At 30.7% G+C, this 24,825-nt stretch carries 27 protein-coding genes; 17 read left to right on the top strand and 10 right to left on the bottom strand.

Features of this window, described 5'->3' with window-relative positions; genetic code table 11:
• Nucleotides 1-54: 54 nt before the first annotated feature.
• From HM985_RS10230 to HM985_RS10210, 5 genes are all read right to left on the bottom strand, one after another.
• Nucleotides 55-921 carry an MbnP family protein gene (locus HM985_RS10230; RefSeq protein WP_179376158.1) on the bottom strand — a complete coding sequence of 289 codons (867 nt, stop codon included), beginning with the start codon at nucleotides 919-921 and terminating at the stop codon, nucleotides 55-57.
• A 58-nt stretch (nucleotides 922-979) separates the two neighbouring features.
• Nucleotides 980-1,348 (bottom strand): hypothetical protein, encoded by a 369-nt coding sequence (locus HM985_RS10225; RefSeq protein ID WP_179376157.1) that lies wholly within the window; start codon nucleotides 1,346-1,348, stop codon nucleotides 980-982.
• Between the two features lie 5 nt (nucleotides 1,349-1,353).
• Nucleotides 1,354-3,342: a TonB-dependent receptor plug domain-containing protein gene (locus HM985_RS10220; protein ID WP_179376156.1), complete on the bottom strand. Its 1,989-nt coding sequence runs from the start codon at nucleotides 3,340-3,342 to the stop codon at nucleotides 1,354-1,356.
• A gap of 2 nt (nucleotides 3,343-3,344) precedes the next feature.
• Entirely contained in the window at nucleotides 3,345-4,268 is a 924-nt protein-coding gene (locus HM985_RS10215) for a hypothetical protein (protein WP_179376155.1), read from the bottom strand.
• 308 nt (nucleotides 4,269-4,576) lie between these two features.
• Entirely contained in the window at nucleotides 4,577-4,942 is a 366-nt protein-coding gene (locus HM985_RS10210; protein ID WP_179376154.1) for a hypothetical protein, read from the bottom strand.
• Nucleotides 4,943-5,114: 172 nt separating this feature from the next.
• Between HM985_RS10210 and HM985_RS10205 the strand changes: the two genes are divergently transcribed.
• On the top strand, nucleotides 5,115-6,077 hold the full coding sequence (locus HM985_RS10205; RefSeq protein ID WP_179376153.1) for a bile acid:sodium symporter family protein: 963 nt from the start codon (nucleotides 5,115-5,117) through the stop codon (nucleotides 6,075-6,077).
• Nucleotides 6,078-6,105: 28 nt separating this feature from the next.
• Here the strand turns inward: HM985_RS10205 and HM985_RS10200 are convergent, their stop codons facing one another.
• Together HM985_RS10200 and HM985_RS10195 are read right to left on the bottom strand one after the other, a co-directional pair.
• Nucleotides 6,106-6,258: a hypothetical protein gene (locus HM985_RS10200; RefSeq protein ID WP_179376152.1), complete on the bottom strand. Its 153-nt coding sequence runs from the start codon at nucleotides 6,256-6,258 to the stop codon at nucleotides 6,106-6,108.
• 11 nt (nucleotides 6,259-6,269) lie between these two features.
• Nucleotides 6,270-7,631 (bottom strand): NAD-dependent succinate-semialdehyde dehydrogenase, encoded by a 1,362-nt coding sequence (locus tag HM985_RS10195; RefSeq protein ID WP_218843406.1) that lies wholly within the window; start codon nucleotides 7,629-7,631, stop codon nucleotides 6,270-6,272.
• Nucleotides 7,632-7,833: 202 nt separating this feature from the next.
• Here HM985_RS10195 and HM985_RS10190 point away from each other — a divergent pair, with 202 nt between their 5' ends.
• The 3 genes from HM985_RS10190 to HM985_RS10180 are packed head-to-tail and all read left to right on the top strand — an operon-like array spanning nucleotide 7,834 to nucleotide 8,755.
• A complete protein-coding gene (locus HM985_RS10190) occupies nucleotides 7,834-8,166 on the top strand; it encodes a YtxH domain-containing protein (RefSeq protein ID WP_179376151.1) in 333 nt (110 codons plus the stop codon).
• Between the two features lie 3 nt (nucleotides 8,167-8,169).
• Complete coding sequence (locus HM985_RS10185) at nucleotides 8,170-8,517, top strand: hypothetical protein (RefSeq protein WP_179376150.1); 348 nt, start codon at nucleotides 8,170-8,172, stop codon at nucleotides 8,515-8,517.
• A gap of 34 nt (nucleotides 8,518-8,551) precedes the next feature.
• A complete protein-coding gene (locus HM985_RS10180; RefSeq protein WP_179376149.1) occupies nucleotides 8,552-8,755 on the top strand; it encodes a DUF6327 family protein in 204 nt (67 codons plus the stop codon).
• A 4-nt stretch (nucleotides 8,756-8,759) separates the two neighbouring features.
• Here HM985_RS10180 and HM985_RS10175 read toward each other — a convergent pair whose 3' ends face one another.
• The gene (locus HM985_RS10175; protein ID WP_179376148.1) at nucleotides 8,760-9,788 is read right to left on the bottom strand and encodes an AraC family transcriptional regulator; all 1,029 of its coding nucleotides are present in this window, start codon (nucleotides 9,786-9,788) and stop codon (nucleotides 8,760-8,762) included.
• 17 nt (nucleotides 9,789-9,805) lie between these two features.
• On the bottom strand, nucleotides 9,806-10,348 hold the full coding sequence (locus HM985_RS10170; RefSeq protein WP_246284993.1) for a DUF2652 domain-containing protein: 543 nt from the start codon (nucleotides 10,346-10,348) through the stop codon (nucleotides 9,806-9,808).
• A gap of 238 nt (nucleotides 10,349-10,586) precedes the next feature.
• On the opposite strand from HM985_RS10170, the gene HM985_RS10165 reads away from it, so the two are divergent.
• From HM985_RS10165 to HM985_RS10110, 12 genes are all read left to right on the top strand, one after another.
• Nucleotides 10,587-11,021 (top strand): hemerythrin domain-containing protein, encoded by a 435-nt coding sequence (locus tag HM985_RS10165; RefSeq protein ID WP_173586799.1) that lies wholly within the window; start codon nucleotides 10,587-10,589, stop codon nucleotides 11,019-11,021.
• A 315-nt stretch (nucleotides 11,022-11,336) separates the two neighbouring features.
• Nucleotides 11,337-11,786 (top strand): ferritin-like domain-containing protein, encoded by a 450-nt coding sequence (locus HM985_RS10160; RefSeq protein WP_173586800.1) that lies wholly within the window; start codon nucleotides 11,337-11,339, stop codon nucleotides 11,784-11,786.
• Between the two features lie 178 nt (nucleotides 11,787-11,964).
• Complete coding sequence (locus HM985_RS10155) at nucleotides 11,965-12,672, top strand: SOS response-associated peptidase family protein (RefSeq protein WP_179376146.1); 708 nt, start codon at nucleotides 11,965-11,967, stop codon at nucleotides 12,670-12,672.
• Nucleotides 12,673-12,860: 188 nt separating this feature from the next.
• Entirely contained in the window at nucleotides 12,861-13,022 is a 162-nt protein-coding gene (locus tag HM985_RS10150; RefSeq protein WP_173586802.1) for a DUF1328 family protein, read from the top strand.
• 203 nt (nucleotides 13,023-13,225) lie between these two features.
• A complete protein-coding gene (locus HM985_RS10145; RefSeq protein ID WP_179376145.1) occupies nucleotides 13,226-15,118 on the top strand; it encodes a sensor histidine kinase in 1,893 nt (630 codons plus the stop codon).
• Between the two features lie 3 nt (nucleotides 15,119-15,121).
• Nucleotides 15,122-15,769, top strand: coding sequence for a response regulator (locus HM985_RS10140; protein ID WP_179376144.1), 648 nt, complete (start codon nucleotides 15,122-15,124; stop codon nucleotides 15,767-15,769).
• Nucleotides 15,770-16,016: 247 nt separating this feature from the next.
• Nucleotides 16,017-16,439, top strand: coding sequence for a hypothetical protein (locus tag HM985_RS10135; RefSeq protein ID WP_179316961.1), 423 nt, complete (start codon nucleotides 16,017-16,019; stop codon nucleotides 16,437-16,439).
• A 45-nt stretch (nucleotides 16,440-16,484) separates the two neighbouring features.
• Nucleotides 16,485-17,093 (top strand): SIMPL domain-containing protein, encoded by a 609-nt coding sequence (locus tag HM985_RS10130; protein ID WP_179376143.1) that lies wholly within the window; start codon nucleotides 16,485-16,487, stop codon nucleotides 17,091-17,093.
• 544 nt (nucleotides 17,094-17,637) lie between these two features.
• Nucleotides 17,638-18,621 carry a thioredoxin-disulfide reductase gene (trxB, locus tag HM985_RS10125; RefSeq protein WP_179376142.1) on the top strand — a complete coding sequence of 328 codons (984 nt, stop codon included), beginning with the start codon at nucleotides 17,638-17,640 and terminating at the stop codon, nucleotides 18,619-18,621.
• A gap of 165 nt (nucleotides 18,622-18,786) precedes the next feature.
• Nucleotides 18,787-19,377: a YceI family protein gene (locus tag HM985_RS10120; RefSeq protein ID WP_179376141.1), complete on the top strand. Its 591-nt coding sequence runs from the start codon at nucleotides 18,787-18,789 to the stop codon at nucleotides 19,375-19,377.
• Nucleotides 19,378-19,417: 40 nt separating this feature from the next.
• Complete coding sequence (locus tag HM985_RS10115) at nucleotides 19,418-20,698, top strand: hypothetical protein (protein ID WP_179376140.1); 1,281 nt, start codon at nucleotides 19,418-19,420, stop codon at nucleotides 20,696-20,698.
• Between the two features lie 64 nt (nucleotides 20,699-20,762).
• On the top strand, nucleotides 20,763-21,362 hold the full coding sequence (locus tag HM985_RS10110; protein WP_179376139.1) for a YceI family protein: 600 nt from the start codon (nucleotides 20,763-20,765) through the stop codon (nucleotides 21,360-21,362).
• Between the two features lie 15 nt (nucleotides 21,363-21,377).
• On the opposite strand, the gene HM985_RS10105 is transcribed toward HM985_RS10110, so the two are convergent.
• Entirely contained in the window at nucleotides 21,378-22,214 is an 837-nt protein-coding gene (locus HM985_RS10105) for a GIN domain-containing protein (protein WP_246284992.1), read from the bottom strand.
• Between the two features lie 388 nt (nucleotides 22,215-22,602).
• Between HM985_RS10105 and HM985_RS10100 the strand changes: the two genes are divergently transcribed.
• Nucleotides 22,603-24,804 (top strand): tetratricopeptide repeat-containing hybrid sensor histidine kinase/response regulator, encoded by a 2,202-nt coding sequence (locus tag HM985_RS10100; RefSeq protein WP_179376138.1) that lies wholly within the window; start codon nucleotides 22,603-22,605, stop codon nucleotides 24,802-24,804.
• The last annotated feature ends 21 nt before the right edge of the window (nucleotides 24,805-24,825 follow it).

The following is a 24,825-nucleotide window of genomic DNA, read 5'->3' as shown; positions in this document are numbered from 1 at the left end:
TTAAAAAAGAGTCGGCTTGAGTTTTTCATCAAAACCGACTCATAAAATATAGATTTAGTTTTCTACAGAAGTAATAGAAAACATTCCTGTTGTATCAGTTGTTCCGTTGCCTCCAATATTCTCTACAAACTTCATCATTTCAGTTGCTGTATGAGCACTAGGTGTAGCGTTATTAGTAATATCTTCAGTAGTAACTAATGTTATAGTATAGTTTTCTCCACTTAATAAATAATCAAAATTAGCGTTAATAGCAATTGTTGGTGCACTATTACCAACAGTTGCTGTAGTAGGAAGACTTAATGTGATATCTCTATAAGCATCAACACCTTGTGTGTAATTACCTTCTTCTCCTTCTAAAGTACTTCCAGAATGGAAAGACAATTCTTTATTATCGGTATCGTAGAAACCTTCAATTTTAGTAAAACGGTATCCTGTTCCCCATTCCCAATGCATTTGTGTTTCATTAGATCCTGCGTTATCATAAAATTCAGGGAAACTAACTTGGTCTAAATCATTTAAATCAGATTTTACACCTAAACCAAACTTTATTTCAGTGTAATCTCCAACTGGGATATCACTTAATACATAGCTTAACGTTTCAGTATTTGCTTGGTTTATTACTGTTGCACCATTGTCTAAATCATTTACATTATAAGGAATTTCGGTTCCATCAGCTTTTATAAGACGAATGTTACTTACAACATATTTTAATTCAGAAAAATGGTGAACTTGTCCCATTTCAGAAGTGTTTTCTGTGGCATCTGCAGAAGTTGCATCTCCAAGAACAATTGTTGTATTGTTAAACGTGTTTGTAAATTCTAATGTCACATTGTTTGCAACGGCATCGTTATCATCACTACTACATGACATAAAACCGACTAATACTGCTGCTGATAAAATATAATTTTTAAGATTTTTCATTTTTGAAATTTTGTATTTATTGATATGCGTGTTTTTATTTTTAGTATGCTACAAAAAACTAAACATATATGGGTGGTGGCACTAAAATTTCTAAATAAGGTTCTTTGTGTTGGGTTTCTTGGTAAATGACTAATTCTTTTTTCTTGATGATTTTTTTTATGTCTATATGATATTCATAATTTGGATTGAGAACCAAATCAAAATTCTTTGTGTTAATTATTTTTTCGGAATCTTTATGTTCTGTTTTTTGTAATTCTTTATGTAAATAACACTTTCCGTTACATTGTAATTCGGGTTTATCTTGGTTAACACAGAATTGTTTGGCGATAATTTTTTGGTTGAGTTTAAAGTGCACCATAACGACTGCGCGTTGTGAAATCACAAGCAGAAACAGAAATGTTATAAGTAAACTAAAAACTCTTTTCATCTATTTTAGAAATTGAATTTTAAAGAAGTGAAAATATTACGACCCATCCGTGGAATGTTTCCCCAATCTGCATACGTACTGTAATATTCATTTAATACATTCTCTGCACCAACTTGAACTACCGTTTTATAATCTTTAATTTTGAAGGTGTAATCTGCAGATAGATTCCATATAGTGTATGATGGCGTTTGGTCTTCTCCGTATTCTGGACTGTAATGAATTTGTTCTAAATCACCATTAATAGACGTTTGAAAACTAAGTTTGTTATACTGATAGTGTAATGAGGTTTGATAACTTAATGGTCTAATGAATGGCAAATTGTTTTCATTCTCATCTTTTCCTCTCGCGTAGGTTAAAGTCCCTTTCCAATGTAAATTATCTAAAATTGAATAGCTTCCATTTAATGAAAAATTAAATAAGGTTGAATAATCTAAAGAGGTATAACCTTTTACACCAATTGATTGATAATTCATTGGACTTCCTAAACTTAAAATACGACCAATAATGTAGTTTTCAATGTAGAAGTAATTTACATTGGCTTGTAAGCTAAATTTATCATTAGCGTAGCCAGCACTTGCATTTCCTTCGTATGATATTTCATTTTCTAGATCCGGATTTCCAATATAATCGTAACGATCAAAACTATTATAGATGTAATAGCCATAACCTTCAGAAACTGATGGCGCTCGGTGTCCGTAACCACCTCCTACAGAAAAATTGAAATTATCAATGTTTAACTGATAGCCTGCGTGTAAACTAGGCAGTATTCTTGTTTTTTCTTGTGGTGTTCCTGGGTGAAAAATCCAGTTGAATTCTACATATTTAGAATGGTTATAATTGACACCTAAAGAACCACCAAAATTCAGTAAACTTTGATCCGAGATTTCCCAAGCGTTGTTTATAGATAAACCTGCAAATGTCGTTGTAACTCCAGGCCAACTGTAAGCAAACATGGTACGTTCACTTCGGTCTTGCGGATACATGCGCATTTCTGCAGTAGATAAATTGTTGTAAGCATTCAGCTGAATTTCTGAACTAAAGCGATTTTTTTTAATGTTAGCTTTAGATAACAAACCGTAAGTTGTACTCCAACCTGGCATATCCATATGAACTAAATTTTCAGGACGTGTGGTATCGTCCATATAATGCTCAATAGCATTAAAATAGATTTTGGTATCTAAGGCTTTAAATAGTCCATTTTCAAATAATTGCTTATACGTTGCTGAGGTAATTAAGGCACGCGATAACCATAAATCCATTGGCAATGCAGGATAACCAACATCATTGGCTTGGTCATAAATTGCTTCTACTTTTAAAGAAGATAATTCACTGGTTTTATAAGCTAATCCTAATGACGCGTTGAATTTTGTAAATTGAGAGTGATTAACTTCATCGTTATTTCCATCACTATAATTTTCTGCTTTTCTGTAGGCCAAACTTCCATCGGCTACAAATTTATTACTAGAATAAGAAGCATTTGCTAAGTTGAAAAACTGCTTGTTATTAATCTCAAAACCAGTTTGGTAGGCACCTTTCCATTTTTTAGTCAAACTAAAAGGCGTGCTCCTTCGTTTTAAATCGATGCTTCCGGCAACAGTAGCACCATGCATATTACCTTCTTGTCCAGATTTTATATCAATAGCGGCTAAATTATTGCTTTCTACATAAGAGGTTATGGGATCCATTTTGTCGGTACACGCACCAAAAACATGCATGCCATCAATGGTAATGGTAGAACGTTCAGAACTCATGTTATTTAATAACGGTTCCCAAGCATAAGCGCCACGTTTTATAAAACTAATATTATCTGATGATGCTAAAAATTCATCAACTGAAACGGCCATTTTCATTTCGGTTTCAATCTTCTTTTTAACAACATTAATTAGTTCAACTTCATCTAACGCTATAATGCTGTCTTTCTTTTTATTAGTGTCTTGGGCGTTGACAAAAATATTAGAAATTAAAAGTGTAAATATGATTAGTAATCGCTTCATTCTTAAAATAATATATCGATGTGTAATTCACTTCTAGCACCTTCAATACCTGGTGTAAATTCTGTTGAAACTTCAGTTCCTTTTATAGTTTCACCAAACTGATTTTGAAAAATGAAATTTAAAGTCCAGTTGCCTGTCATCGTATAATTCACCACACCATAATATAAACCGTCATCTTGTTGTGTAAGGTCTACGTTATTTAAAGACGAATGATTTCCCATAGAAGGTTCTGGCATTCTAGGGTCTAACAATAGGGTATAATCAGTAACTTCTGTATATGAAAACTGAGTAGGGTCAGGGAAAGTTCCGGCCTCATTTGTGGGCTGATTGTATTTATAAATACCTGCAACTAATTCGTTTTCTGCTATTGCAGGTTTCTGTGGTGCAACTAAAGCTATAAAATATTGTTCGCCATCATCTGCAGTAAAGGACGTCATGTTTAAATTCATGTTAGTTTGCTCTTCAACTGTAATAGCTTGTGTTACAGAATGTGTTTCTTCATTATCAGTAAAAGTGATGTAAAGTTCCCAGTTTTGAGAATCATTACTTTCTTCAGTGAATACTGTATATCCTAAATAATAATCGTCAGCAGTATTGTAATCTAAGTTGTATTGATGTGGACAAGATGTGCTATTTCCACTATAATTAGTTATAAGTGGTAAAAATGTAACATCAGAGGTGTTTACATTTTCGTTGGTATCAGTATTAGTGATATTTAAACGGATTTCGTTATAACCTTTATAGAATGTTCCGTTTAATGCCACTATATTTATTAAATATTGACCTTTTGTGATGGAAACAACCTCTTCGTAATCAATGTATTCTGTAACTACGGTGTTTATTTCATCTTCGTAATCTGTTTTGTCTAAGGTACATGCGGTAACTGCAAATAGCATTGCAGTCATAAAAAAAGAAATCTTTTTCATAACTAATAAAGTGTTTAATTTAAAACTCTTAAAATTATAGTTGCGACTATTGATGTCTAAAATATTATTAGACATATTGGTTTTAAGGTCAATACAATAATTGTATAACCAAGCATAACTATGAGAAATAAGGATAGAAACCTCGTGTATAGAGAACGGTGTGCAATGCTTTTGTTGTGGCTATTTTATACCACATTTTAAGAGGAATGAATTATTCCTTATTAAAATAATAGATAGCATCATTTGGCGAAATGAAAAATCATTTTGCTAAATACAAGTTCTTAAAAAAAAGAGTCTCTATGTTGAAACTATACTAGTGGTGGATGAAAAATAGAATCTGTAAAATGGAATTTATAAATTCTGTTGTATGAAGTCACTATTTTAGAATTTTGTTCTTTAATAAAAGAAACAAGAGGAATTTTATAAGCATCATGAAAAAACACAACTTGGTGTTCTGAAGATGATGAGTGATTTTTGTCTTTACTATTTTCTGAATCGGAAGCTTTAGCTAATTCTTTTTTTAAATGACACTTACCGTTACATTGTAACATTGGTTTTTCTTTGTTAATACAAAGTTCATTTTTAATATAATCATAAAAGGCAGCGTATTCCAAAAATGGAATAGTAGGCTTCAAAAGCATAAATAATGCTAGAAAGAGTGTTGCTATCTTCACAGCTCAAAGGTCTTCTTTTTTTTAAAATTTTCCTAATTTTTTAAATCTGTTATTTGTTAAAAATAAAACGATTAAGGTTTGAAAAAAATTAAGATAACGCACTTGTCTATTAAGTGATTATTTGATATTATTTTAGCGCTTTAAACTAAGGTAATAGCCTCTATACATAAATATGAAGATTGATAAATTTGTATTATCCATAATAGTTGTAATAATAATAGCTTATATTTTTCCAGAATGGGGAATCGAGAATAGTAAAATTCCTATAAACACGATTAGTGCCATAGGAATCTCACTTATTTTCTTTTTTTATGGCTTAAAATTGAGTCCGACGCAATTAAGAGCAGGGCTCAAAAACTGGAAATTGCACCTTTTAGTTCAAGGTTCTACATTTTTAATGTTTCCACTATTAGTCTTAATTCTAAGACCATTTATTCAAAATGAAGAACAAGAAACCATTTGGCTAGCTTTTTTTTTCTTAGCGGCTTTACCATCTACAGTATCTTCATCTGTTGTCATGGTATCTATGGCAAAAGGAAATATACCAGCTGCAATTTTTAACGCAAGTATTTCAGGAATTATCGGAATTGCACTCACACCACTTTGGATGGGCTTATTCATAGACAACTCTCAAACCGATTTTGATTTTACTGAAATTTACCTGAAATTAATAATTCAGATTATTTTACCAGTCATTTTAGGACTGTTATTACAACGCTTTTTTGGGGAATTTGCACGTAAGCATAGTAGTAAGCTAACCTTATTTGATAAATCTATTATCTTGTTAATCATCTACAAAAGTTTTGCAGAATCTTTTTATAACAACATTTTTAGTGCTGTCTCACTTTTAGACTTGCTTTATCTCTTTATAGGTGTGGTTGTATTGTTTGGACTTGCTTTTTGGCTGACTGGTTTTATTTCTCGAAAATTATACATGAACAAAGAAGACCAAATTACAGCTCAGTTTTGTGGTACTAAAAAATCATTAGTGCATGGTACTGTTTTCTCTAAAATATTATTTGGGAATATGGCAACTCTAGGCATTATGTTGTTGCCATTAATGTTGTTTCATGCGACGCAAATACTTGTGATTAGCATTATAGCTTCAAGAGAAAAAGAGAAGTTAGTGAATTAATTGTTAACGCTCTTTTTCTCTTGAGTAGTTAGAATAATTCAAAATGAATAGCAGAAGCTACAACAGCTCCTACAAGTATAATAAGTACTAAAATGATAAATTTGGCTCCAAACTTTGTTTTAGTATCTTTTTGCAATATGTAATCTCTTCTTTCTTCGTCGTCATCTTTTATGAATTTCATAATTTCTATTTTTAATGATTAATATATACGGTTTTCTTGTTAACAAATGCCAGCATACCTTCTTTTGATAATTCTCTACCATATCCTGAAATTTTTGTACCACCAAAAGGTAATCTTGGGTCTGATTTTACCATTTCGTTAATGAAAAAGCCACCATCCTCAATTTCTGTTATACGGTCGGTTGCGGCATCATAATCTTTGGTAAATACCATGGTTCCTAATCCGAATTGGGAGTCTGAGGCCATTTTATAAGCTTCATCTTCATTTTTAACTTTTATAATAGCAGCAATAGGACCAAAGGTTTCTTCTTTAAAAACAGGCATTTTAGGTGTTACTTCTGTAAGGATAGTAGGTTCATAAAAAGCGCCATCGCGTTTATTACCGTAAAATACTTTCGCACCTAAATCTATAGATTTTTTAATTTGTTGTTCTAAAGTTTCTGCTAAATCTTCACGAGCTAAACAAGACACTGTAGTGCCTTCTTCCATTGGGTTTCCAGGTTTTAGAGATTTCACTTTAGTTGTGAATTTCTCTAAGAATTGATCATATATAGCTTCAACAACAATAAAACGTTTAGCAGCAATACAACTTTGTCCGGTATTTTGCATACGTGCTTTCACCATGGTACCGATGTGTTTGTCTAAATCGGCATCTTCTAAAATTATACAGGCATTATTTCCGCCTAATTCTAAAAGTGAAGGTTTTAAGTTTTTACCTGCAAGTTCAGCGATTTTTCGACCTGCCTTTTCACTTCCTGTTAAGGAGACTGCTTTCACAATATCATTAGACATTATAGTTTCGATGGTTTTATGATCTGTAATAAGTGTTTGAAAACAGCCCTCAGGAAAACCTGCATCTCTAAATAATTTTTCTATTGCAACAGCACAGCCAGTAACGTTAGATGCATGCTTTAATAGAGCTACATTACCTGCTGTTAATGTAGGAACCGCGAAGCGCATGACTTGCCAAAAAGGAAAATTCCAAGGCATTACAGCTAATATACAACCCATTGGGTCGTAACTAATAAAGCTTTCGTTAGCATCCGTATCTATAAGATCATCTTCTAGAAATTGATCACCGTTTTTAATGTAAAAATCGATGAGGAATATACATTTGTCAATTTCAGCTTTACTCTCAAGAATAGGTTTTCCCATTTCATCAGTCATCAACTTGCTTAAATTATTCTTATTTTGATGTAACTCATCAGCTAAACTTTTAAGTAAATCTATACGTTCTTCAATTTCATATTGTTTCCAATCTGCAAATGTCTCATTAGCCAAATTTAGCTTCTTATCTATTGATGCTTTAGAGTCTAACTTGTAAGATTTTAAAGAATTGCCGTTATAAGGATTACTAGTTTCTATTGTACTCATAATTTAATTTTAAGTCGCTCAAAGTTAAATGTTATATGCGGTTTTGCTTGCTCTGATTACTAAAATATTTAACGCGAATAAAAAATAGCATTACAGCTAATATTGGTATGTAAAGAGTCAAGAGTGCAGCAGTTAAGTATGTATCTTTGAATCACAGCAAAGTGCTGAAAATTATATCAATTAAATTATTAAAAATAACATCATGAGTAATAACGGAAACACAGTTTTAGGAATTTTAGCAGGAACAGCAGTAGGAGCAGTTTTAGGAATTTTATTTGCGCCTGACAAAGGAAGTGAGACAAGAAGAAGAATAGCTGAGGAAGCGGCAACTAAAAGAGATCAAATGGCAGAAAAAGCAATAGAGCTAAGAGATTCTTTAGGTAATACAATTTCTACGCAAAAGGAAAATTTAGATCATCAGGTTGAAGCTATTGTGTCTAATGCGAGTTATAAAGCTGAAGACGTAATCACAACGCTAGAGTCGAGATTAAAAGAATTAAAAGATAAAAATAAAAATTTACAGAAAAAAGCCTAATTCATGAGTGTATTTGAAGATATTAATCGCACAACGGATAAAGCATCAAATATTGGTGAACGCTATGTAAGGGCGTCTCACCAATATTTTAAATTAAAGTTATTCCAGCAGTTAACGTTATCATTAAGTATGGTAGCTAAAGTGATGGTTATTGGTGCTTTTATATTTGGAGGACTCGTGTTTGTTTCTATTGCAGGTGCAATTGAGTTAAGCCATGCCGTAGACAGTTATGCCCTTGGATTTTTGCTAATCGGTGCCATTTACTTAGTATTAGCAATGTTTATATACTTGTTAAGAGCTAAGTTCAATGCCTACATTATTAAAAAAACAGGTCATAAGTTTTTTAATTAAAACATTCTAATTTAAATAATTATAAAATCAGTATATGAGAACTTATACATCATTTGAACAAATTGAAAACGATTTAAAGTTACACAAGCTTGAGCGTGATATTGCTTGGGAAGAGCTTAAATTAGTAAAAGGTGAAATTAAAGAAGATCTTAACCCTTTGAATTGGTTAAATTCTGCATTAAAATTAACTGGTAAATACAGCTTTTTTGCGCTTATTAAAAAATGGATTTTTAAATAAATTTTTAAATTTCTACTTTAGATACAATTTGTTTCTTAAATTCATTTGGTGAAATGCCGTATTTTTCTTTAAATATTTTAGAAAAATAGCTTCGGCTTGTAAATCCTATTGAATATACAATTTGAGAAATATTTAAATCTGTAGTTTTAATAAAATTTCGTGCTTTTTCTAAACGAATATGACGGATAAATTCAGTCACTGTGCGTTTATATAGAAATTTAAAGCCATCTTGAAGTTTTACTTGGGATAAACCATATTTTTCAGATAATTGATCTAGAGAATATTGCTTAGACGGTTCTTTTTGAATTAAATCGCAGATCTTTTTTATTGTTTTTAATTCTTTTTTAGTTAATGAATTAGGTAATTCTTTACCTGCAGTTTGTCTTTCATGTTGTTGAATGTGTAAGGATAAGATTTCATAAACTTTGGCTTCAATTTTTAAGACGCGCAACATTCCTTTTGCCTTTATTTTATGAATTTTTCGTACATCGTCAGCCATTCCTAGGTTAAGCTCGCCAAAATGCATGTATCGATTTTCATAATCTCTGTCTACAAACAATTCATATAATTTCTTATTCAAAGAAGCCACATTAGTAGTTCGCTTCTTCATGAATTCTTTCCTTACAATTTGAATAATATTTACTTCTAACTTTTCATGCTTAGGAAAATGGAGGTAGTTAATTCCGTCAGATTTATTTGTAAATATTACAGACTGAAATTGTTCAGTCTTTCTTTCTGTACTTTGTTCTCCAAAGCGGTGAGAAAAATAACCTTTTAGATTGTACATAAATCTAATTGGGTTAAACTCTTCAGCTTCAATTTTTAGGATAAATTCTTTATTAAAGGTAATATTGAAATCAAGCAGATTAACTCCCCAATCAAAAGGGATGTAGATGATTTTTCCTTTCCCATTATTATTATCTAATGTCATGGTGTATTCACCCCATTTTTCTTCGATTGTTCCGCCCAAATGAGCACTAATTTGAGTTAAAATGTCCCTAGTGTTTTCAGGATTTATTATAATTTCAATCATTCTATTTAATTCGTTGGTTATACTAGAGGTGTTAAATCTACGTAAGCGTAATTTACGTCTCCAATATGTTCGTAGTTTTCATCCCCTTGTTTAAGCTTGGCCCAGAATAATCTTTCGTCTAGTTCTTCGTGTGCATATTGATCGAGCAAAGTTTCGGTGAATAAAATATATTCGTCTTTATTAATGGTATTTTTAAGTAATTTATGGGCTATAATAACATCTTCGCCCATAAGCTTAATGTGTTTGCCTATGTTAACAGCTTCGACATCTTCTCCGTAATGTAAAATTATTTTTAAACCTAGAGATGTTATAATCGGTTCACCATTTGTTTCTTGCTTAAAGCGCTTATCTAAAGTAGCAAGCTGATTATAGAATTCGGTATAGAATAAAGTACACTGATCAATCAATATTTTTAAAGATGGTAAATCTCCTCTTTTATAAAAGAGTACGGCATCTCCTTCAATTTCAGAGACTCTTAATCCAATTTCATTCGAATATATAATTTGATTAAGTAAAGCAGGAACAACTTTAGCACTCAGATCTGCTTCTGCCTCGCTCATAAATTTAGTAAAACCACTAATGTCGGGTATACAGATTAGCATAGTTTGTGTTCGTTTAAAGGTAAAAATAGTTTAAATAAAAAGAGTAGCTCTTAAAAAAATATAAAAAAACGTTATAATTTGTTTGTTTTACGATGGTTTATCAAATCCGTTAAGCTTCATCTTAATAGAGCAAATGATTCCTTAGTGTAAGATCTACCTTTGAGAAGAATCAAGAAATAATTTAAACCAATACATCATGAATATTTACGAAGCTATACGCAATGATCACGATATACAACGCGACCTTTTAAAGCAACTGGTAGATACTTCTGGCGATACTAAAACAAGAAGCGATTTATTTAAAAAATTGAATAAAGAACTTTCGATACATGCCAACGCGGAGGAACGTCATTTTTATAAGCCGTTAATTCCTGTAGATATGATGCAAGAACATGCCAGACATGGAATTGCTGAACACCATGAGATTGATGAACTTATAGAAAGATTAGAACAGACAGATATGGACTCTTCTGCTTGGTTAAAAATTGCGAAAGATTTAAAACATAAAGTAGAACATCATTTAGAAGATGAAGAACATAGTTTTTTTCAGCTTTCGGGAAAGGTGTTCACCGAAAAAGAAAAAGAAGAATTAGCTACAAAATATGTGGATTATATGAAAGCACATAGATAGCATCGTTTTAGGTTAGGTTGGTGAGCTATCCTTTTAAAATTTCAAAAATGAGTGTCAAAACTGATTATTGGGTTTTAAATGAGATAGCTCTTTTTTTTATGTGCTGATAGTTAGTTCTTTTGAGCTGGTTTTTCTTAAATAGTGTTAAGGTTTTTAGTGTTGATTAATAACGTTAATCTATTCTCTAATTGAATTAATCGGTATTGAATTTCCTCATTAAATTTGAACAAGAGCTAAGTGAAAACTTAGATTTTAAGGATGTATTATGGTAAACATCATTAAAGAAATTACTGTTAATTAAAAAAAAATAAAAAAATGGCAACATACACAGAAGAAGTAGGGAGTAAATTAAATAATTTATTAGAGAAAAATTATGACGCAGAAAAGGGCTATAAGAAAGCAGCAGAGAATGTAAATCACTTAGGTCTTAAAAATTACTTTAACCGTAAAGCAGAACAAAGGCGCACTTTTGGACATGATCTTAAATCAGAGATTAAAACATTTGGACAAGAGGTAGATAAAGGAGGTAGTATAACAGGATCTGCTCACAGAACATGGATGGATGTAAAATCTTGGTTGTCTCAAGACAATGAAGAGTCCATGTTAGAAGAAGCTATCAGAGGAGAAAAGGCGTCTGTAGATGAATACCAAGATGTATTAATGGAAACGAGCTTGCCTAGTAGTACAAAATCGATTTTGCTATCTCAAAAAAAGAATATCGAAACAGATTTATCTGAGGTGAAATCTTTAGAAAATTTAAAATAAGTTTCAAATTAGACTTAATTAATTAAAAAGAGCGTGTATTTGTATAAAAACAAATACACGCTCTTTTTCGTTTGTACACCAGGCATTTAAAAAAAATAGATTAGGTTATGGGCTAGTATTTTTTTTGTATCAGATAATGGATAAGGCTTTGTTTTAGTTACTTGCAGTAAAAAGAAAGATGTTCTACAAATTATCAAATACGACTGATATACTTCAATTAGAGGGTGATTTTGACGCTAAATTTAAATATCCTCTGCTTTACAGAACAACAGCAATTATTAATGGTCTTTTAGAAGAGTCATTACCTATAATAACAAAGCAAACATCAGAAGTTATAGACTATGCTATCTGGGGTTTACTTCCAGAAAATTATAAGGAAGATTGGCAAAGTTTTCAAAATTTAACAAATACATTAAATACCTCTATTGACGACTTAGGTTCTGCAGACTGGTTAAGTAAGCGCATAAAACAACAACGTTGTGTAGTTATCGTTTCTGGTTTTTTTACCTCTTATTTGTACAACGGTGAAATTTATCCCTTTTATGTATATGAAAAAGACCATAAACCTTTTGCTCTTGCAGGTATTTATTCTAGATTGAGTGATGGTTTTTTATCATTTAGTCTTATTACAACTCCAGCCAAAAAACATGACATAAAAGAGATTCATAATCTAGGTTCAGAGTTTCCTATTGTTATTAGTTCAGATCATTATAAGGCTTGGTTAGAATATGATGTTGATTTGGCAACTTTTGGATATGGAAAAATAGGGCATGTAGATTTGCAAGCGCATACAATTTCTAAAGAATTTTATAAAAACCAAATCATGTATCAAACCATTTTAGAGCCAGCGCACTATAATGATTTTCCTATGGCTACTTTAAAATAGTTTAATATTTTTTGGTAATGTATAATAAAACTCATCTTAGATGGGTTTTTATTATGTTCTGAAAATTATAGAATTACATTGTAATTCGGTTAATATCTAAATCATTTGAGCAAACTAAAATCGTTAATATAGGCCATCTTTGTAATGAAGGTTAGAAGTTCTAATCTAATTAACTAAAACCAAAAAATATGTTACGTTGGACAATCACATTCGTTATAATAGCAATCATAGCAGCCGTACTTGGATTCGGAGGAATAGCAGGAGCAGCAGCAGGAATCGCTAAAATTATCTTCTTTATTTTTATAGTACTTTTTGTATTATCATTATTAAAAGGAGTATTGAAGAAATAAATAATTCAGTATATAATATTATTAATAGTCTTAAGAAGCGTAAAAACTTCTTAAGGCTATTTTTTTTTCACTGAAATCAGTGACTAAAAGCCTATAGTGTTTGTTTAAATTGCATTTGAACCTTTTAAAATAGTATTACGATCTAATGTTTAGAAATTAGAAAGTCTATATACTATTTTTGTAAAAAGATATAAAAATCAAAAATGCAAATTAAAAACACGTTTTATCTTTTATTAAGTATGCTTTGTTTTGTTGGCTTCGCTCAACAAAAGGATACTTTTAGAGCTTTTGGTGAATTACCTAGAATGGTGGATTATAAGCTTTATGAAAATTTAAAATATTCCGAAAATCAAGAAATTAGATTTAAATATTTAGATACTATTGCTATGATTTATTTAGAATCTGGTCATGCAGATTCTTTAATGCATTATGGACACCTTATTAAAAATGAAGCGCTTTATAAGGGGCGAAATATTAAAAATAGAGATGAGATTAAGCTTAGTGGTTTATATTTTGAAGGTGCTGCAGCTCAAAAACTGGGATTATTAGAAGAGTCAATTAAATCTTTAATTGAAGGTATTGAAAGCTCAAATTCAGAACAATCTATTCAAAAGTATTTAAAATTACAGTTAGCAGAAACTTATTTGCTTAAAAGCGAATTAAAAAAATCTAAAGAATTATTAGAAGAATTACCGCAAAAAAAAACACCTAATGATTTCTATTTAAAAAATGAAGTTGTTAAAAGTCAGTATTTAATCCAATCTAATGACTTGGACCTAGCCGAAATAATGATAAATAAAGCTTTATCTGAAGAATTTATCGATAATTACCAAAAGTTAAAATTAGAACTAGAACTCAATTTATCTAAAATAGAACTTAGACGAGGTCATTTTGAAAGTCTTTTAGAAAAGACAAATAGGATTAAAACTACGGCATTAAATAATGGTTTTTATGATGTATATATTGAAGCTACTTTAGATATAGGATTGAGCCATGCCATGTTAGAAGAATATGATGTTTCTGAAGTGGTTCTAACCACAGCTTATATAAACACCATACAATGGAACCGATTAGAGTTAGAACAAAAAGTTATAGGCGATTTAGTGAAGCTCTATAAAGTAAAAGAAGATTATAAAAACGCTTATAATTTAATTACGCAATACCAAAGGGTTACAAAAGAAATAGCGGATAAGCAAAATCAACGTTTAGTAAAAGATTTAGAACTAAAGTACGAAACTTTAAAAAAGGAAAAGGAGATTAGTCAATTGCAGGAAGATCAAATTTTGCAACAAGCAGAAATTGAACGTCAAAAAACTATAAAATATGCTTTCTTAATAGGCTTTCTAGTGATTCTTATTCCAATTATATTATTACTAATAGTTTATTATCAAAAGTTGCAAACCCAAAGTTTATTAAATAAACAACAGGAAGCGATTAATCAACAAGAGGTTACCACTTTATTGCAATCTCAAGAATTAGAATTGGCCAAAAATACGATTTCAGTACAATCTAAAGAACGAGACAGAATAGCAAGAGAATTACACGATAGTATTGGTGGTAATTTAGCGGGTATAAAATTAAAGATGAATAGTTTGGGTGATCATCAGCCAGAGTTTAGACAAATATTAAATTTACTAGACGCAACTTACAATCAGGTTCGTGAGATTTCACACAGTTTAATTCCTAAAGAATTTGAGGGCTCTGCATTTACAGATTTAGTAAATAGCTATTTAGATAGTATAAGTAAAGATGCTTCCGTAAATTTACGTTTTGAAGCGTATCCTAATGATGAGGTAAATGCGATTGAGGTATCGCTTCAAGTATCGTTATTTAATATTATAAAAGAATTAGTAACGAATGCTTTAAAACATGCCAAAGCAGAAGAAATTAATGTTCAAATTACATCATTTCCAGAAGCTAAAAGCATTGAACTTCTGTATGAAGATGATGGAGTTGGTTTTGATTTAAATAAGACAAATAAAGGAATAGGTCTAAAGAATATGGAAACCAGAGTGGCTAATTTTAAAGGTAGAATTTCTATAGATACAGCAGTAAACCGAGGAACCGTAATAAGTATAAGCTTACCACAAAATTAATTTATGAGTACATCATTTTCTATAATTATTGCCGATGACCATGCTATGTTTTTAGATGGGTTAACAAGTATTTTGGCAGAAGAAGCGTCTATTAATATTATTCTTACCGCTAAGACAGGAACACAGGTTTTAAAATACTTAAGAATTAATACGGACGAAAAGATAGATTTGGTAATTACAGATATTAATATGCCAGAAATGGATGGTGTAGAATTAAATGCAGCTATTAAATCAGAGTTTCCTCAAATAAAAACCCTTGTGGTTAGTATGCTAGAGGATGCTAAAAAAATTAAAATACTTACCGAAGCCAATGCAAATGGCTACATTTCTAAAAATGCTGAGAAGACAGAGTTACTAAAAGCTATAAAATCGATATTAGAAGGTAAAAATTATTTTTCACCACGTATTAAACAAGTCTTAATGGAAGCTATGTTCTCGGCAAAGTCTAACCCAGAAATTTCACTGAGTAAGCGTGAAACAGAGGTTTTAAAACTTATAGCTCAAGAGTTTACAACACAAGAAATTGCAGATCAATTATTTTTAAGTAAACATACTATAGAGAGTTATCGTAAAAACCTTATTTCTAAATTAGGTGTACGTAATTTAGCAGGTCTTACTCGCTATGCCGTAGAAAAAGGAATGCTAGATTAATTACATCTTTCTTTTAATAATTTAATTAAATATCAGGTTATTAGAATAACTCATAGAAGATCATGCGCTGATTTTATGAGTGAATAAGCATGTTTTTTTATATTCATATATTTTCTAAATTATAGCAATAAAACTGTCTATCCCTGAAAACAGGGTAAGTATTTTTACTACTTACAGTACATTTCATAAGGAGTAATAATCCGAAATTTGCATCATAACAATAACTAAAACTAAAAAATTAGAACTTATGATTTACGGAATTACTTTAATCCTTTTAAGCATCATCGCAGTACCATCACTTATTTTATCAAAAAAACCTAACGCACAAGAGCTGTTAGACAAAGTAGCACCTTACCAAGGTTGGATTGGGCTTGTGTTTTGCATCGTTGGGGTTTGGGGAGTTATTTCTGCCTTACTTAATATAGGATGGTTATCAATAGCACCGGTTTGGTGGATTACTTTATTAGCTGGTAGTGTAGTAGAAGCAGCACTTGGGTTTATGTTAGGATTTGGTATGATAAACCAATTGATTCTAAGTAAAAACGAGGCAGCCCAAGCAAAAGGAGCAGCGTTAAGAGAAAAATTAGCACCAAAGTTAGGTCAATTTGGAATCTTAGGATTAGTAGTAGGTGGCTGGATGATTGCAGCATCTTTCTTATTTACAATATAAATTTCTGAATCAATCAATTCTTAATAACAATAAATTATCATTAACATGAAACAATTTGCATTAGCAATATTATTGTGTATTTCAACATTTGGAATCGCTCAAAGCACAGCAGGTAAGCGCGTTATAAGTGTCTATGGTGTAGCCGAAAAAACAACTCAAACTACTATTTATAGAACAGATGTAACACTGACTTTAGAAAATAGTTACTATGGTGACAGTCCTTACAACAGCTTGGATGAATTGTTGGCTAAATACTATGAAAAGGTAGCTGAACTAAATATAGATAAGTCAAAATTTACTGTAGATGAATTATCATATGTTTCTTCAGGATACAGAAAAGATGGAACTGTTCTTAGATTTGAAACTAATAATAAGGCTGAAATCTTAAAATTAACAGGTATTAGAATGGCACAAGTCATGCCTGCTTATATTCAAATAAAAACTGAAACATCTGATGCAGATATGAAAAAGTTAATGGCTTTAGCGTTAGAAAATGCTCGTGAAAAAGCAGAAATGTTAGCAGCTATTAGTGGTGAAGAAATTGGGGAAATATGCTCAATAGTTAGTAGCGATTATAATGCATCTACATATTGGCAATCATCAAATACTGATTCAGAATATGTAACATTAGAAGTTATTTTTACATTGAAATAAAACAAAATAACATTTATTTAGGAGTAAAGTCTGCGTAACATCATTTTTATGGTGCTCGCAGACTTTGTATTTATAACGACTTTATATTGTTAAATACATTTGTCATTTTTAGAATAAATTATAGCATTATCTTCATTTAATGCAATCTATCTATACCATATTTTTAAGGCTCTAACTCATTTATATACTATTTTTTTGGTGGTAATATTTTAGCCATAACTTCAGCTTTAAAATCTAGGACTTTAATTGTTACAGAAATCGTTTGGTTTGTCCTTGCAATAAGATATAAACACAAAAGCACGTCTTAAACTTAAGATTTAGGATCTTATTTTATCTGTATTTTTACTATTAGAGTCCTATGGATTACTAATTAAAGACAGAAGTGAAGTGTATTTAATATATTTATACCACTATAGTTACTGTTAATAACTTATGAGTAAGGATTTAATGAAAAAACCTACTTTTGTTTTAGCTGCTTTCAACTGTTTGTTTAAATTTTAAATCAGTAGAATAGAAGCATAGTGAAATTATAAAAAAACGAGATATGTCAGATACAATTGAAAAAGTAAAGTGTTTAATTATAGGTTCTGGACCAGCAGGTTACACAGCTGCGGTTTATGCGGCTAGAGCTAATATGGCACCTGTTTTATATCAAGGAGAACAACCAGGAGGTCAGTTAACAACAACAAATGATGTTGAAAATTTTCCGGGATACCCAGAAGGAATTAGTGGGCCAGAAATGATGATGCAATTACAAAAGCAAGCAGAACGTTTTGGTACTGATGTTAGGCATGGTTGGGTTTCTAAAGTTGATTTTTCAGGTGATGTTCATAAAGCTTGGGTTAATGAAGAAAAAGAAATTCACGCAGACACTATTATTATATCAACAGGTGCATCTGCAAAATATTTGAATTTACCATCAGAACAAAAATATTTAAAATTAGGTGGAGGTGTTTCTGCTTGTGCAGTTTGTGATGGTTTCTTTTATAGAAATCAAGAAGTTGTTATCGTAGGTGCAGGAGATTCTGCTTGCGAGGAAGCGCATTATCTATCTAAGCTTTGTAAAAAAGTAACAATGTTAGTAAGACGTGATGAGTTTAGAGCCTCTAAAATTATGGCTAATCGTGTTAAGAATACAGCGAACATTGAAATTTTATTCAATACTGAAACGGATGAAGTTTTAGGAGATGGTCAGGTCGTTACAGGAGTCAGAGTGTTTAATAACAAAACAAAAGAAAAGCACGATATTGAAGCTACTGGTTTCTTTGTTGCTATAGGTCATAAACCTAATACAGATATTTTTAAAGATATTTTAGATTTAGATGAAACAGGTTATATTATTAATGCAGCACCAGGAACAAGTAAAACTAATATTGAAGGAGTTTTTGTAAGTGGTGATGCAGCAGATCATGTTTATAGGCAAGCAATAACAGCGGCCGGAACGGGCTGTATGGCAGCTTTAGATGCAGAACGCTATTTGGCTGCTAAAGATGCAGACTTTGAAGTAGCAACGCCTACTTATAATTAAGATTTTTATTATTTAAAAAAAAGCCGAAGTTAATTACTTCGGCTTTTTTTTTGTCATAATCTTTATGAAATTGTTAATGTTTTATAGGAATCTTGATTACTGATTTTTGTCATAATTTAAGTGTCTTTTTATGTAAATCTTTGCAGAAACGTAAAACACTCAACTATGAATAATTCAATTAAATCAAAAGTATTTTTTCTAGCCTTATTAGTGAGCAGTCTATTTTCTTTTCAGATAGCATCATCTCAAAATTATGTTTTAAATAATAGTAGTTCTGTTTTAGAAGTACATGGTACATCGTCGTTACATGATTGGACTTTAGAAACAGAAAAACAATCTGGTAAGCTGGTTATGGCTGTTTCTGAAACTTTAGAGATTAGTACGTTAACTATTACAGTAGAAGCAGAGAGCTTAAAAAGTGGTAAATCTTCAATGGATAATAACACTTATGAAGCTTTAAATACAGATGATCATAAAACAATGAATTTTAATCTTACATCTGTAAAGCAAGTAGATAAATTATCTGATCACTCTTTTAAAGTTTCTGCTTCAGGGAAAATGACAATCTCTGGTGTTAGTAAAACAATTACTATAGGTGTTACTGTAAAACTAGAAGGAGATAAAGTTCTATTGGAGGGTGAAAAATCTTTTAAAATGACAGATTTTGGTATCGACCCACCTAAAGCTTTATTAGGAACTATTAAAACGGGAGATGACATAAAAATCACTTTCAATTCAGTTTTTGAAAAAAAATAAAAAACAAACAAAACAACTATAACTTTAAAATCAATTAATTATGAAATCAATACAGAAATTCGCAATCCTCGGCATTGTTCTTACAATGGGATATTCTATATCTGCACAAACTGTTAATCCAAGAGATTTTGATAACTACAGACAACCAGACCAAAGAGGTGTAAATGTTTTTGAACCACAAAAAGATACGCTTACAGCTTTCGAAAATTTACACGTAAGAATGGGAGGGTCTTTTGCACTTCAATTTCAGGCTTTAGATAATGAAAACTCAGGTGCAGTAGCTCTAAAAGAAGTTGGTACTAATTTTAACTTAGCAACAGCAAATTTAGATTTAGATGTAGCACTTTATGATGGTGTAAGCATGCACTTAAGAACTTATTTATCATCTAGACACCACAACGAACCTTATGTAAAAGGTGGTTATTTTCAAGTTGATAAATTAGACTTTATCTCTAAAGGATTTATGGAAGACTTAATGAAGCATGTGACGATTAAAATTGGTCATATGGAAAATAACTATGGTGATACGCACTTTAGAAGAAGTGATAACGCTCAAGCTATTCACAATCCATTTATTGGCAACCTAATTATGGATTCATTTACTACTGAAGTAGGTGCTGAAGTATACTATAATACAGGGAATGGATTTTTTGGAATGTTAGGATTTACAAACGGTAAATTAAACCAAAGCGTAGAAGAGTCTAACGGAACAACCGGGGGTGCTGCATTGTTAGCAAAATTAGGTTATGACAAGCAACTTTCAGATGATTTAAGAGTACGTTTAACAGGATCTTTATATAACACAGGATACGCGCAAAATGTATACTTATATTCTGCAGATAGAGCCGGTTCTAGATATTATGATATAATGCAGGATGCAACATCTACAAGTGATAATTTTAGAGCAGGTCGTTTCGATCCTTCATACGGAAATCAAATTACTGCAGTAATGATTAACCCTTTTGTAAAGTACGGTGGTTTAGAAGTGTTTGGTACAGTTGAATTAACTTCAGGAAGAAGATTAGCAACAGAAACAGAAAGAAGAAATACAGAACAATATGCAGGTGAAGTTATTTACAGATTTGGTGATAAAGAAAATATATTTGTAGGAGGACGTTACAATACTGTTAGCTCTGAGTTAGCAAGTGGGGATGATGTTACTATTAATAGATTTCAATTAGGAGCTGGTTGGTTTTTAACTAGAAATATTTTAATGAAGGCTGAATACGTAAATCAACAATACAATGATTACGCAGCAGGAGATATTCTTGAGGATGGTCAATTTGATGGTGTTATGGTAGAGGCAGTAATAAGCTTCTAAGAGAGTTAGTCAATTAAAAGGCCTTTATTTTTGAAATAAAGGCCTTATTATTTAATTTTAAGTTATGATAAGAGCATTTTTATTTTTTACTTTATTTCTATTCGGGTCTAACTCAATTCATCTTGTGTCTAATGAAGTATTAGATGCAAAAGAGGCTACTATTGTTTTTTCTTCAGAAAGCTTTCTTAAAATTATAGGAAAAACTAATGTAAGTACATTTGAGTGTCACTTTGATATGGATGCCTTCTCGGAAGCTATTAAAATTAGCTATCAAGATTATGGTAAAAAAATTAAGTTTGTAGATACTAAATTGATATTGCCTAATGTAGAGTTTAATTGTGGTGGTAGGGTTATTAATAAAGACTTTAAGGAATTATTAAATACAGATGAGTATCCTGCTATAACACTTAAATTAAAAGAAATTTCTAAAATAAAATCTCACGATACTTCAATTAAAGCTACAGTAGAGATTACAATTGGTAATATTGTAAAAACTTATACAATACCTGTCTCTATTACTCAAGATCAAGATTTGCATGTTAGTGGAGTTATGCCTTTAGATATCAATGATTTCAATTTAATAGCTCCTACAAAAATGTTGGGTATGGTTAAAGTGTCCTCTGAAATTGAAATCCAATTTTCACTTAAGATTTTAGAGTCTTAAATATCTACTACTTTATTATCGTTGTTTTTTCTGCAACTTAGCAGTATCCTCAAATTTTGTAATTGTAATGGTTGCTCCTCCAAAAAGATAAACTTCACTATTACCAGAAGCAGCAATAGATATGTTTTCTATAGCAGAAATAGTTAAATCACTATTGTCTTCTAATGTAACTTCAGATGTTTTTACATCAAATTTAGAGCCATTGAAGTTCGAAGAGTTATCCATTCTAACTACAGAGCTATCTGCACTCCCTTCAATAACAGCATCAGAACGTAAGTACAAATCAAAATCAGCAACCTTACTATTAATTAAGGCATCTAATTTAGTGTTATCACTTAATTCTATTTTGGTGCTATTAGCAGTTAGATTTAAACGTGTTTTAGATTTTCCTGTACTTTTATAGATAAAGTTTTTAGCATTTATATTAAGGTAAGCTCTAGAATTGTCTGCAGTAATTAAAGTAACATCACCAAGCTCCATAGAGGTTAGTGATCTAATTTCTCCGTCACCTCGTGTTTCTATATGGTTAAGTCCGTCACTATAATTAACGGTAATATTTAATTTCTTTTTAGAGGTGATCCTTGTAGTTTCTGCAAAGGTGAGTACTCCATCTACAACAGTAAATTGAATAACTTCGTGCAAATTATCGTCAGCTTCAATACTAACTGAAGGTTTACTGTTATATACAACTTCAATAGAAAAATCAGCATTAACTATAATTGAATTAAAATTATCAATATAGGTTTGTTTAATGGTGACGTTTCTATCCCCTTTAATCTTTTCATCGGATTGCGCAGTCGCTAATGGAGTCGCAACAACCATTAAAAGTAAAATTAATACTAATTTTTTCATGTTAAATGTTTACTGTCTTAAAGACACAAAACACCTTAAATAAGTCACTTTTAAATATTTAATTATCTAAGCTGTGTTCTGTTTGTCAATATTAGTGATTTCTGTTTAAAATAAGTTAATTAAAAGTTATTAAACTAGATATGCAAAAATCATCCCAAACTTTATTTATACGTAAGAATCACATTTTCAGGTCCTAATTTAGTTTAAGATTTAAATTTTATTTCAATAAAAAAATGGTAAATTGTTTAATGATTTATTCTTCTTATTTAGCTTTATGTCTAAGGCTTGTATCATATTTATTACAAGGCTAAATTTATAAGTATAATTATTAAAAACAATGCTTTTCCTAAATTAATATTGATATTTTTGAAGAGAAATTTACCCCTAAATGATTTCGAACAACAAAGAAAAAATTTATAAAATATTAGACCAAGCTTATGCTTTTAGAACTAGAGATATTTCTAATAGTATAGCGTTAACTCAAAAAGCGCTAGATTTAAGTGAAGCACTTAATGATAAGGCTTTAATAGGAAAAAGCTTAAATCAATTAGGGCTTTTTTATATGATTATTACTGAGTTTGAAAAGTCTAAAGAATTATCTAAACAAGCCATTTCCATATTTAAATCTATAGATGTAGAAGTAGGTATAGCAGATGCACGCTATAATATTGGAAGTGTATTTTACAAAACTAATGATTTTTATAGTGGCTTAGTTCAATTATTAGAAGCCTTAAAGATTTATAGAACAGCGGGTGATTTGCATGGAATAGCCAAAACTGAAAAAGCTGTAGGTACCATTTACGAATATATCGGTGACAATGATAATGCACATAAAACTTATGTAAGTGCTATAAAGATTGCTGTAAAACTATCAGACAAAAATTTAGAAGCTAATATTCTAAATAATTTATCTGGGTTATATTTAAAAAAGAATAAAATAAATCTAGCTAAAGAGAAGATCAGTCGCTCTATAGATTTAAAGAAACAGACAAATGATGTAAGAGGCTTAGGTTTTGCTATTTATGGTAGAGGAAAAATACATTTAAAAATAGGATTATACGAAGAAGCAAAAAGAGATTTTTTTGAAGCTTTAGATATTCATATGGAGTTAAATGAGCAATTTGGTTCTGCAATGTGTTTATCTAAACTTGGTAAAATGTATAATATGCTTCAAGATTTTGAGAAAGCAGAATACGTCTTAAAAGCTAGTGTAGAAATTGCAGAGAGTATAAACTCTACTATGGTGAAAATTAAAGGTTATAATCTTTTGTCAATGATGTACAAAGGCAATCGTAACCATGTAGATGCGCTTAAATATTTAGAGCTTTATGTATTTGAAAAAGATAAGATTACAAATACGCAGACCGTAAAAGTTATAGAACATTATGATCTAATTAACCAAATGAATAATTTGGAAAATGAAGCAAGAATTAATAAGGAAAAACAAAAGGCTATTGAAATCATAAATAAAGAGGAGAAAGAAGCTGTGCGGTTAAGACAGGAATTCTTATCTATTATGAGTCATGAAATTAGAACTCCATTAAATGCTATAACAACGATAATCTCAATTTTAAAAGATAATATTATAAACGCTGATAAAGAGTTGTTTAATAGTCTTCAATTTGCATCTAAAAATTTAATTAATACAGTAAATGATACATTAGATTTTACCAAATTAGACTCTAACAAATCAGTATTAGAAGTACGTAATGCTAACCTAAAAGAATTATGTTCTAATATTATCTCATTGCATAACAATAATGCTAAACTAAAAGATCTCGATTTAGTTTTAAAAAGTGATATACCAAGCGATAGGTATTATTCGTTAGATCAGGCCAAAATAGGCCAGATTTTAGGTAATCTTATAAGCAATGCTATAAAGTTTACGCAAAGAGGAGATATTGTACTTGAGACGGCTTTAATAAATGAAGATAAGGTTTACGATACCATTCGTTTTAGTGTAAAAGATTCCGGAGAAGGGATTTCTAAAGAAAATTTGCAAGTCATCTTCGATAGTTTTTCTCAAATAAAACCAGTTATAACAAGAGACCAAGGCGGAACAGGTTTAGGACTTGCCATTGTTAAAAAGTTGGTAGAGCTTCATCAGGGGGAAATATTAGTAAATAGTGTGCTAAATGAAGGTTCTGAGTTTTATTTTACGCTTCAGCTTAAGAGGGTTGATAATGTTATTGAAGCCGAAGAAATAGATTATAGTAAGCTTAAAGGAAAATTAGCACTTATAGCAGACGATACTTTAATTAACGCTTTACTTATGAAAAAGGTTCTTAAGAAATGGGACGTAAATTCGGTTATCGTTAAAGATGGTAAAGAAGCTTTAGAAGCATCAACCATTAAGAAATACGATTTTATTTTAATGGATATCCATATGCCTATTATGAATGGTGTAGAAGCAACTAAAAAGATAAAGGCGACTAAAAACAAGAATAGTGATACACCAATATTTGCGGTAACAGCTGATGTACAAACAAATGAGCACGAAGAAAACAGAAAATTGTTTGATGCTATTCTATGGAAACCTTTAGAAATCGAAAAACTGTATAAAGCCTTGTCTCACAAGATTGAACTTTAAAAAACACCCCAAACTTTAATT

Source organism: Winogradskyella wichelsiae, assembly GCF_013403925.1.
In the GTDB taxonomy this organism is placed as follows: Bacteria; Bacteroidota; Bacteroidia; order Flavobacteriales; family Flavobacteriaceae; genus Winogradskyella; species Winogradskyella wichelsiae.
This window is presented reverse-complemented; position numbering and strand designations above follow the sequence as displayed.

Bases quoted from the DNA above. Each gene is read 5' to 3' on its own strand.
- HM985_RS10230 (WP_179376158.1), bottom strand. From the start codon at position 921: ATGAAAAATCTTAAAAATTATATTTTATCAGCAGCAGTATTAGTCGGT.
- HM985_RS10225 (WP_179376157.1), bottom strand. From the start codon at position 1,348: ATGAAAAGAGTTTTTAGTTTACTTATAACATTTCTGTTTCTGCTTGTG.
- HM985_RS10220 (WP_179376156.1), bottom strand. From the start codon at position 3,342: ATGAAGCGATTACTAATCATATTTACACTTTTAATTTCTAATATTTTT.
- HM985_RS10215 (WP_179376155.1), bottom strand. From the start codon at position 4,268: ATGAAAAAGATTTCTTTTTTTATGACTGCAATGCTATTTGCAGTTACC.
- HM985_RS10205 (WP_179376153.1), top strand. From the start codon at position 5,115: ATGAAGATTGATAAATTTGTATTATCCATAATAGTTGTAATAATAATA.
- HM985_RS10200 (WP_179376152.1), bottom strand. From the start codon at position 6,258: ATGAAATTCATAAAAGATGACGACGAAGAAAGAAGAGATTACATATTG.
- HM985_RS10195 (WP_218843406.1), bottom strand. From the start codon at position 7,631: ATGAGTACAATAGAAACTAGTAATCCTTATAACGGCAATTCTTTAAAA.
- HM985_RS10190 (WP_179376151.1), top strand. From the start codon at position 7,834: ATGAGTAATAACGGAAACACAGTTTTAGGAATTTTAGCAGGAACAGCA.
- HM985_RS10185 (WP_179376150.1), top strand. From the start codon at position 8,170: ATGAGTGTATTTGAAGATATTAATCGCACAACGGATAAAGCATCAAAT.
- HM985_RS10180 (WP_179376149.1), top strand. From the start codon at position 8,552: ATGAGAACTTATACATCATTTGAACAAATTGAAAACGATTTAAAGTTA.
- HM985_RS10175 (WP_179376148.1), bottom strand. From the start codon at position 9,788: ATGATTGAAATTATAATAAATCCTGAAAACACTAGGGACATTTTAACT.
- HM985_RS10170 (WP_246284993.1), bottom strand. From the start codon at position 10,348: ATGAGCGAGGCAGAAGCAGATCTGAGTGCTAAAGTTGTTCCTGCTTTA.
- HM985_RS10165 (WP_173586799.1), top strand. From the start codon at position 10,587: ATGAATATTTACGAAGCTATACGCAATGATCACGATATACAACGCGAC.
- HM985_RS10160 (WP_173586800.1), top strand. From the start codon at position 11,337: ATGGCAACATACACAGAAGAAGTAGGGAGTAAATTAAATAATTTATTA.
- HM985_RS10155 (WP_179376146.1), top strand. From the start codon at position 11,965: ATGTTCTACAAATTATCAAATACGACTGATATACTTCAATTAGAGGGT.
- HM985_RS10150 (WP_173586802.1), top strand. From the start codon at position 12,861: ATGTTACGTTGGACAATCACATTCGTTATAATAGCAATCATAGCAGCC.
- HM985_RS10145 (WP_179376145.1), top strand. From the start codon at position 13,226: ATGCAAATTAAAAACACGTTTTATCTTTTATTAAGTATGCTTTGTTTT.
- HM985_RS10140 (WP_179376144.1), top strand. From the start codon at position 15,122: ATGAGTACATCATTTTCTATAATTATTGCCGATGACCATGCTATGTTT.
- HM985_RS10135 (WP_179316961.1), top strand. From the start codon at position 16,017: ATGATTTACGGAATTACTTTAATCCTTTTAAGCATCATCGCAGTACCA.
- HM985_RS10130 (WP_179376143.1), top strand. From the start codon at position 16,485: ATGAAACAATTTGCATTAGCAATATTATTGTGTATTTCAACATTTGGA.
- trxB (WP_179376142.1), top strand. From the start codon at position 17,638: ATGTCAGATACAATTGAAAAAGTAAAGTGTTTAATTATAGGTTCTGGA.
- HM985_RS10120 (WP_179376141.1), top strand. From the start codon at position 18,787: ATGAATAATTCAATTAAATCAAAAGTATTTTTTCTAGCCTTATTAGTG.
- HM985_RS10115 (WP_179376140.1), top strand. From the start codon at position 19,418: ATGAAATCAATACAGAAATTCGCAATCCTCGGCATTGTTCTTACAATG.
- HM985_RS10110 (WP_179376139.1), top strand. From the start codon at position 20,763: ATGATAAGAGCATTTTTATTTTTTACTTTATTTCTATTCGGGTCTAAC.
- HM985_RS10105 (WP_246284992.1), bottom strand. From the start codon at position 22,214: ATGAAAAAATTAGTATTAATTTTACTTTTAATGGTTGTTGCGACTCCA.
- HM985_RS10100 (WP_179376138.1), top strand. From the start codon at position 22,603: ATGATTTCGAACAACAAAGAAAAAATTTATAAAATATTAGACCAAGCT.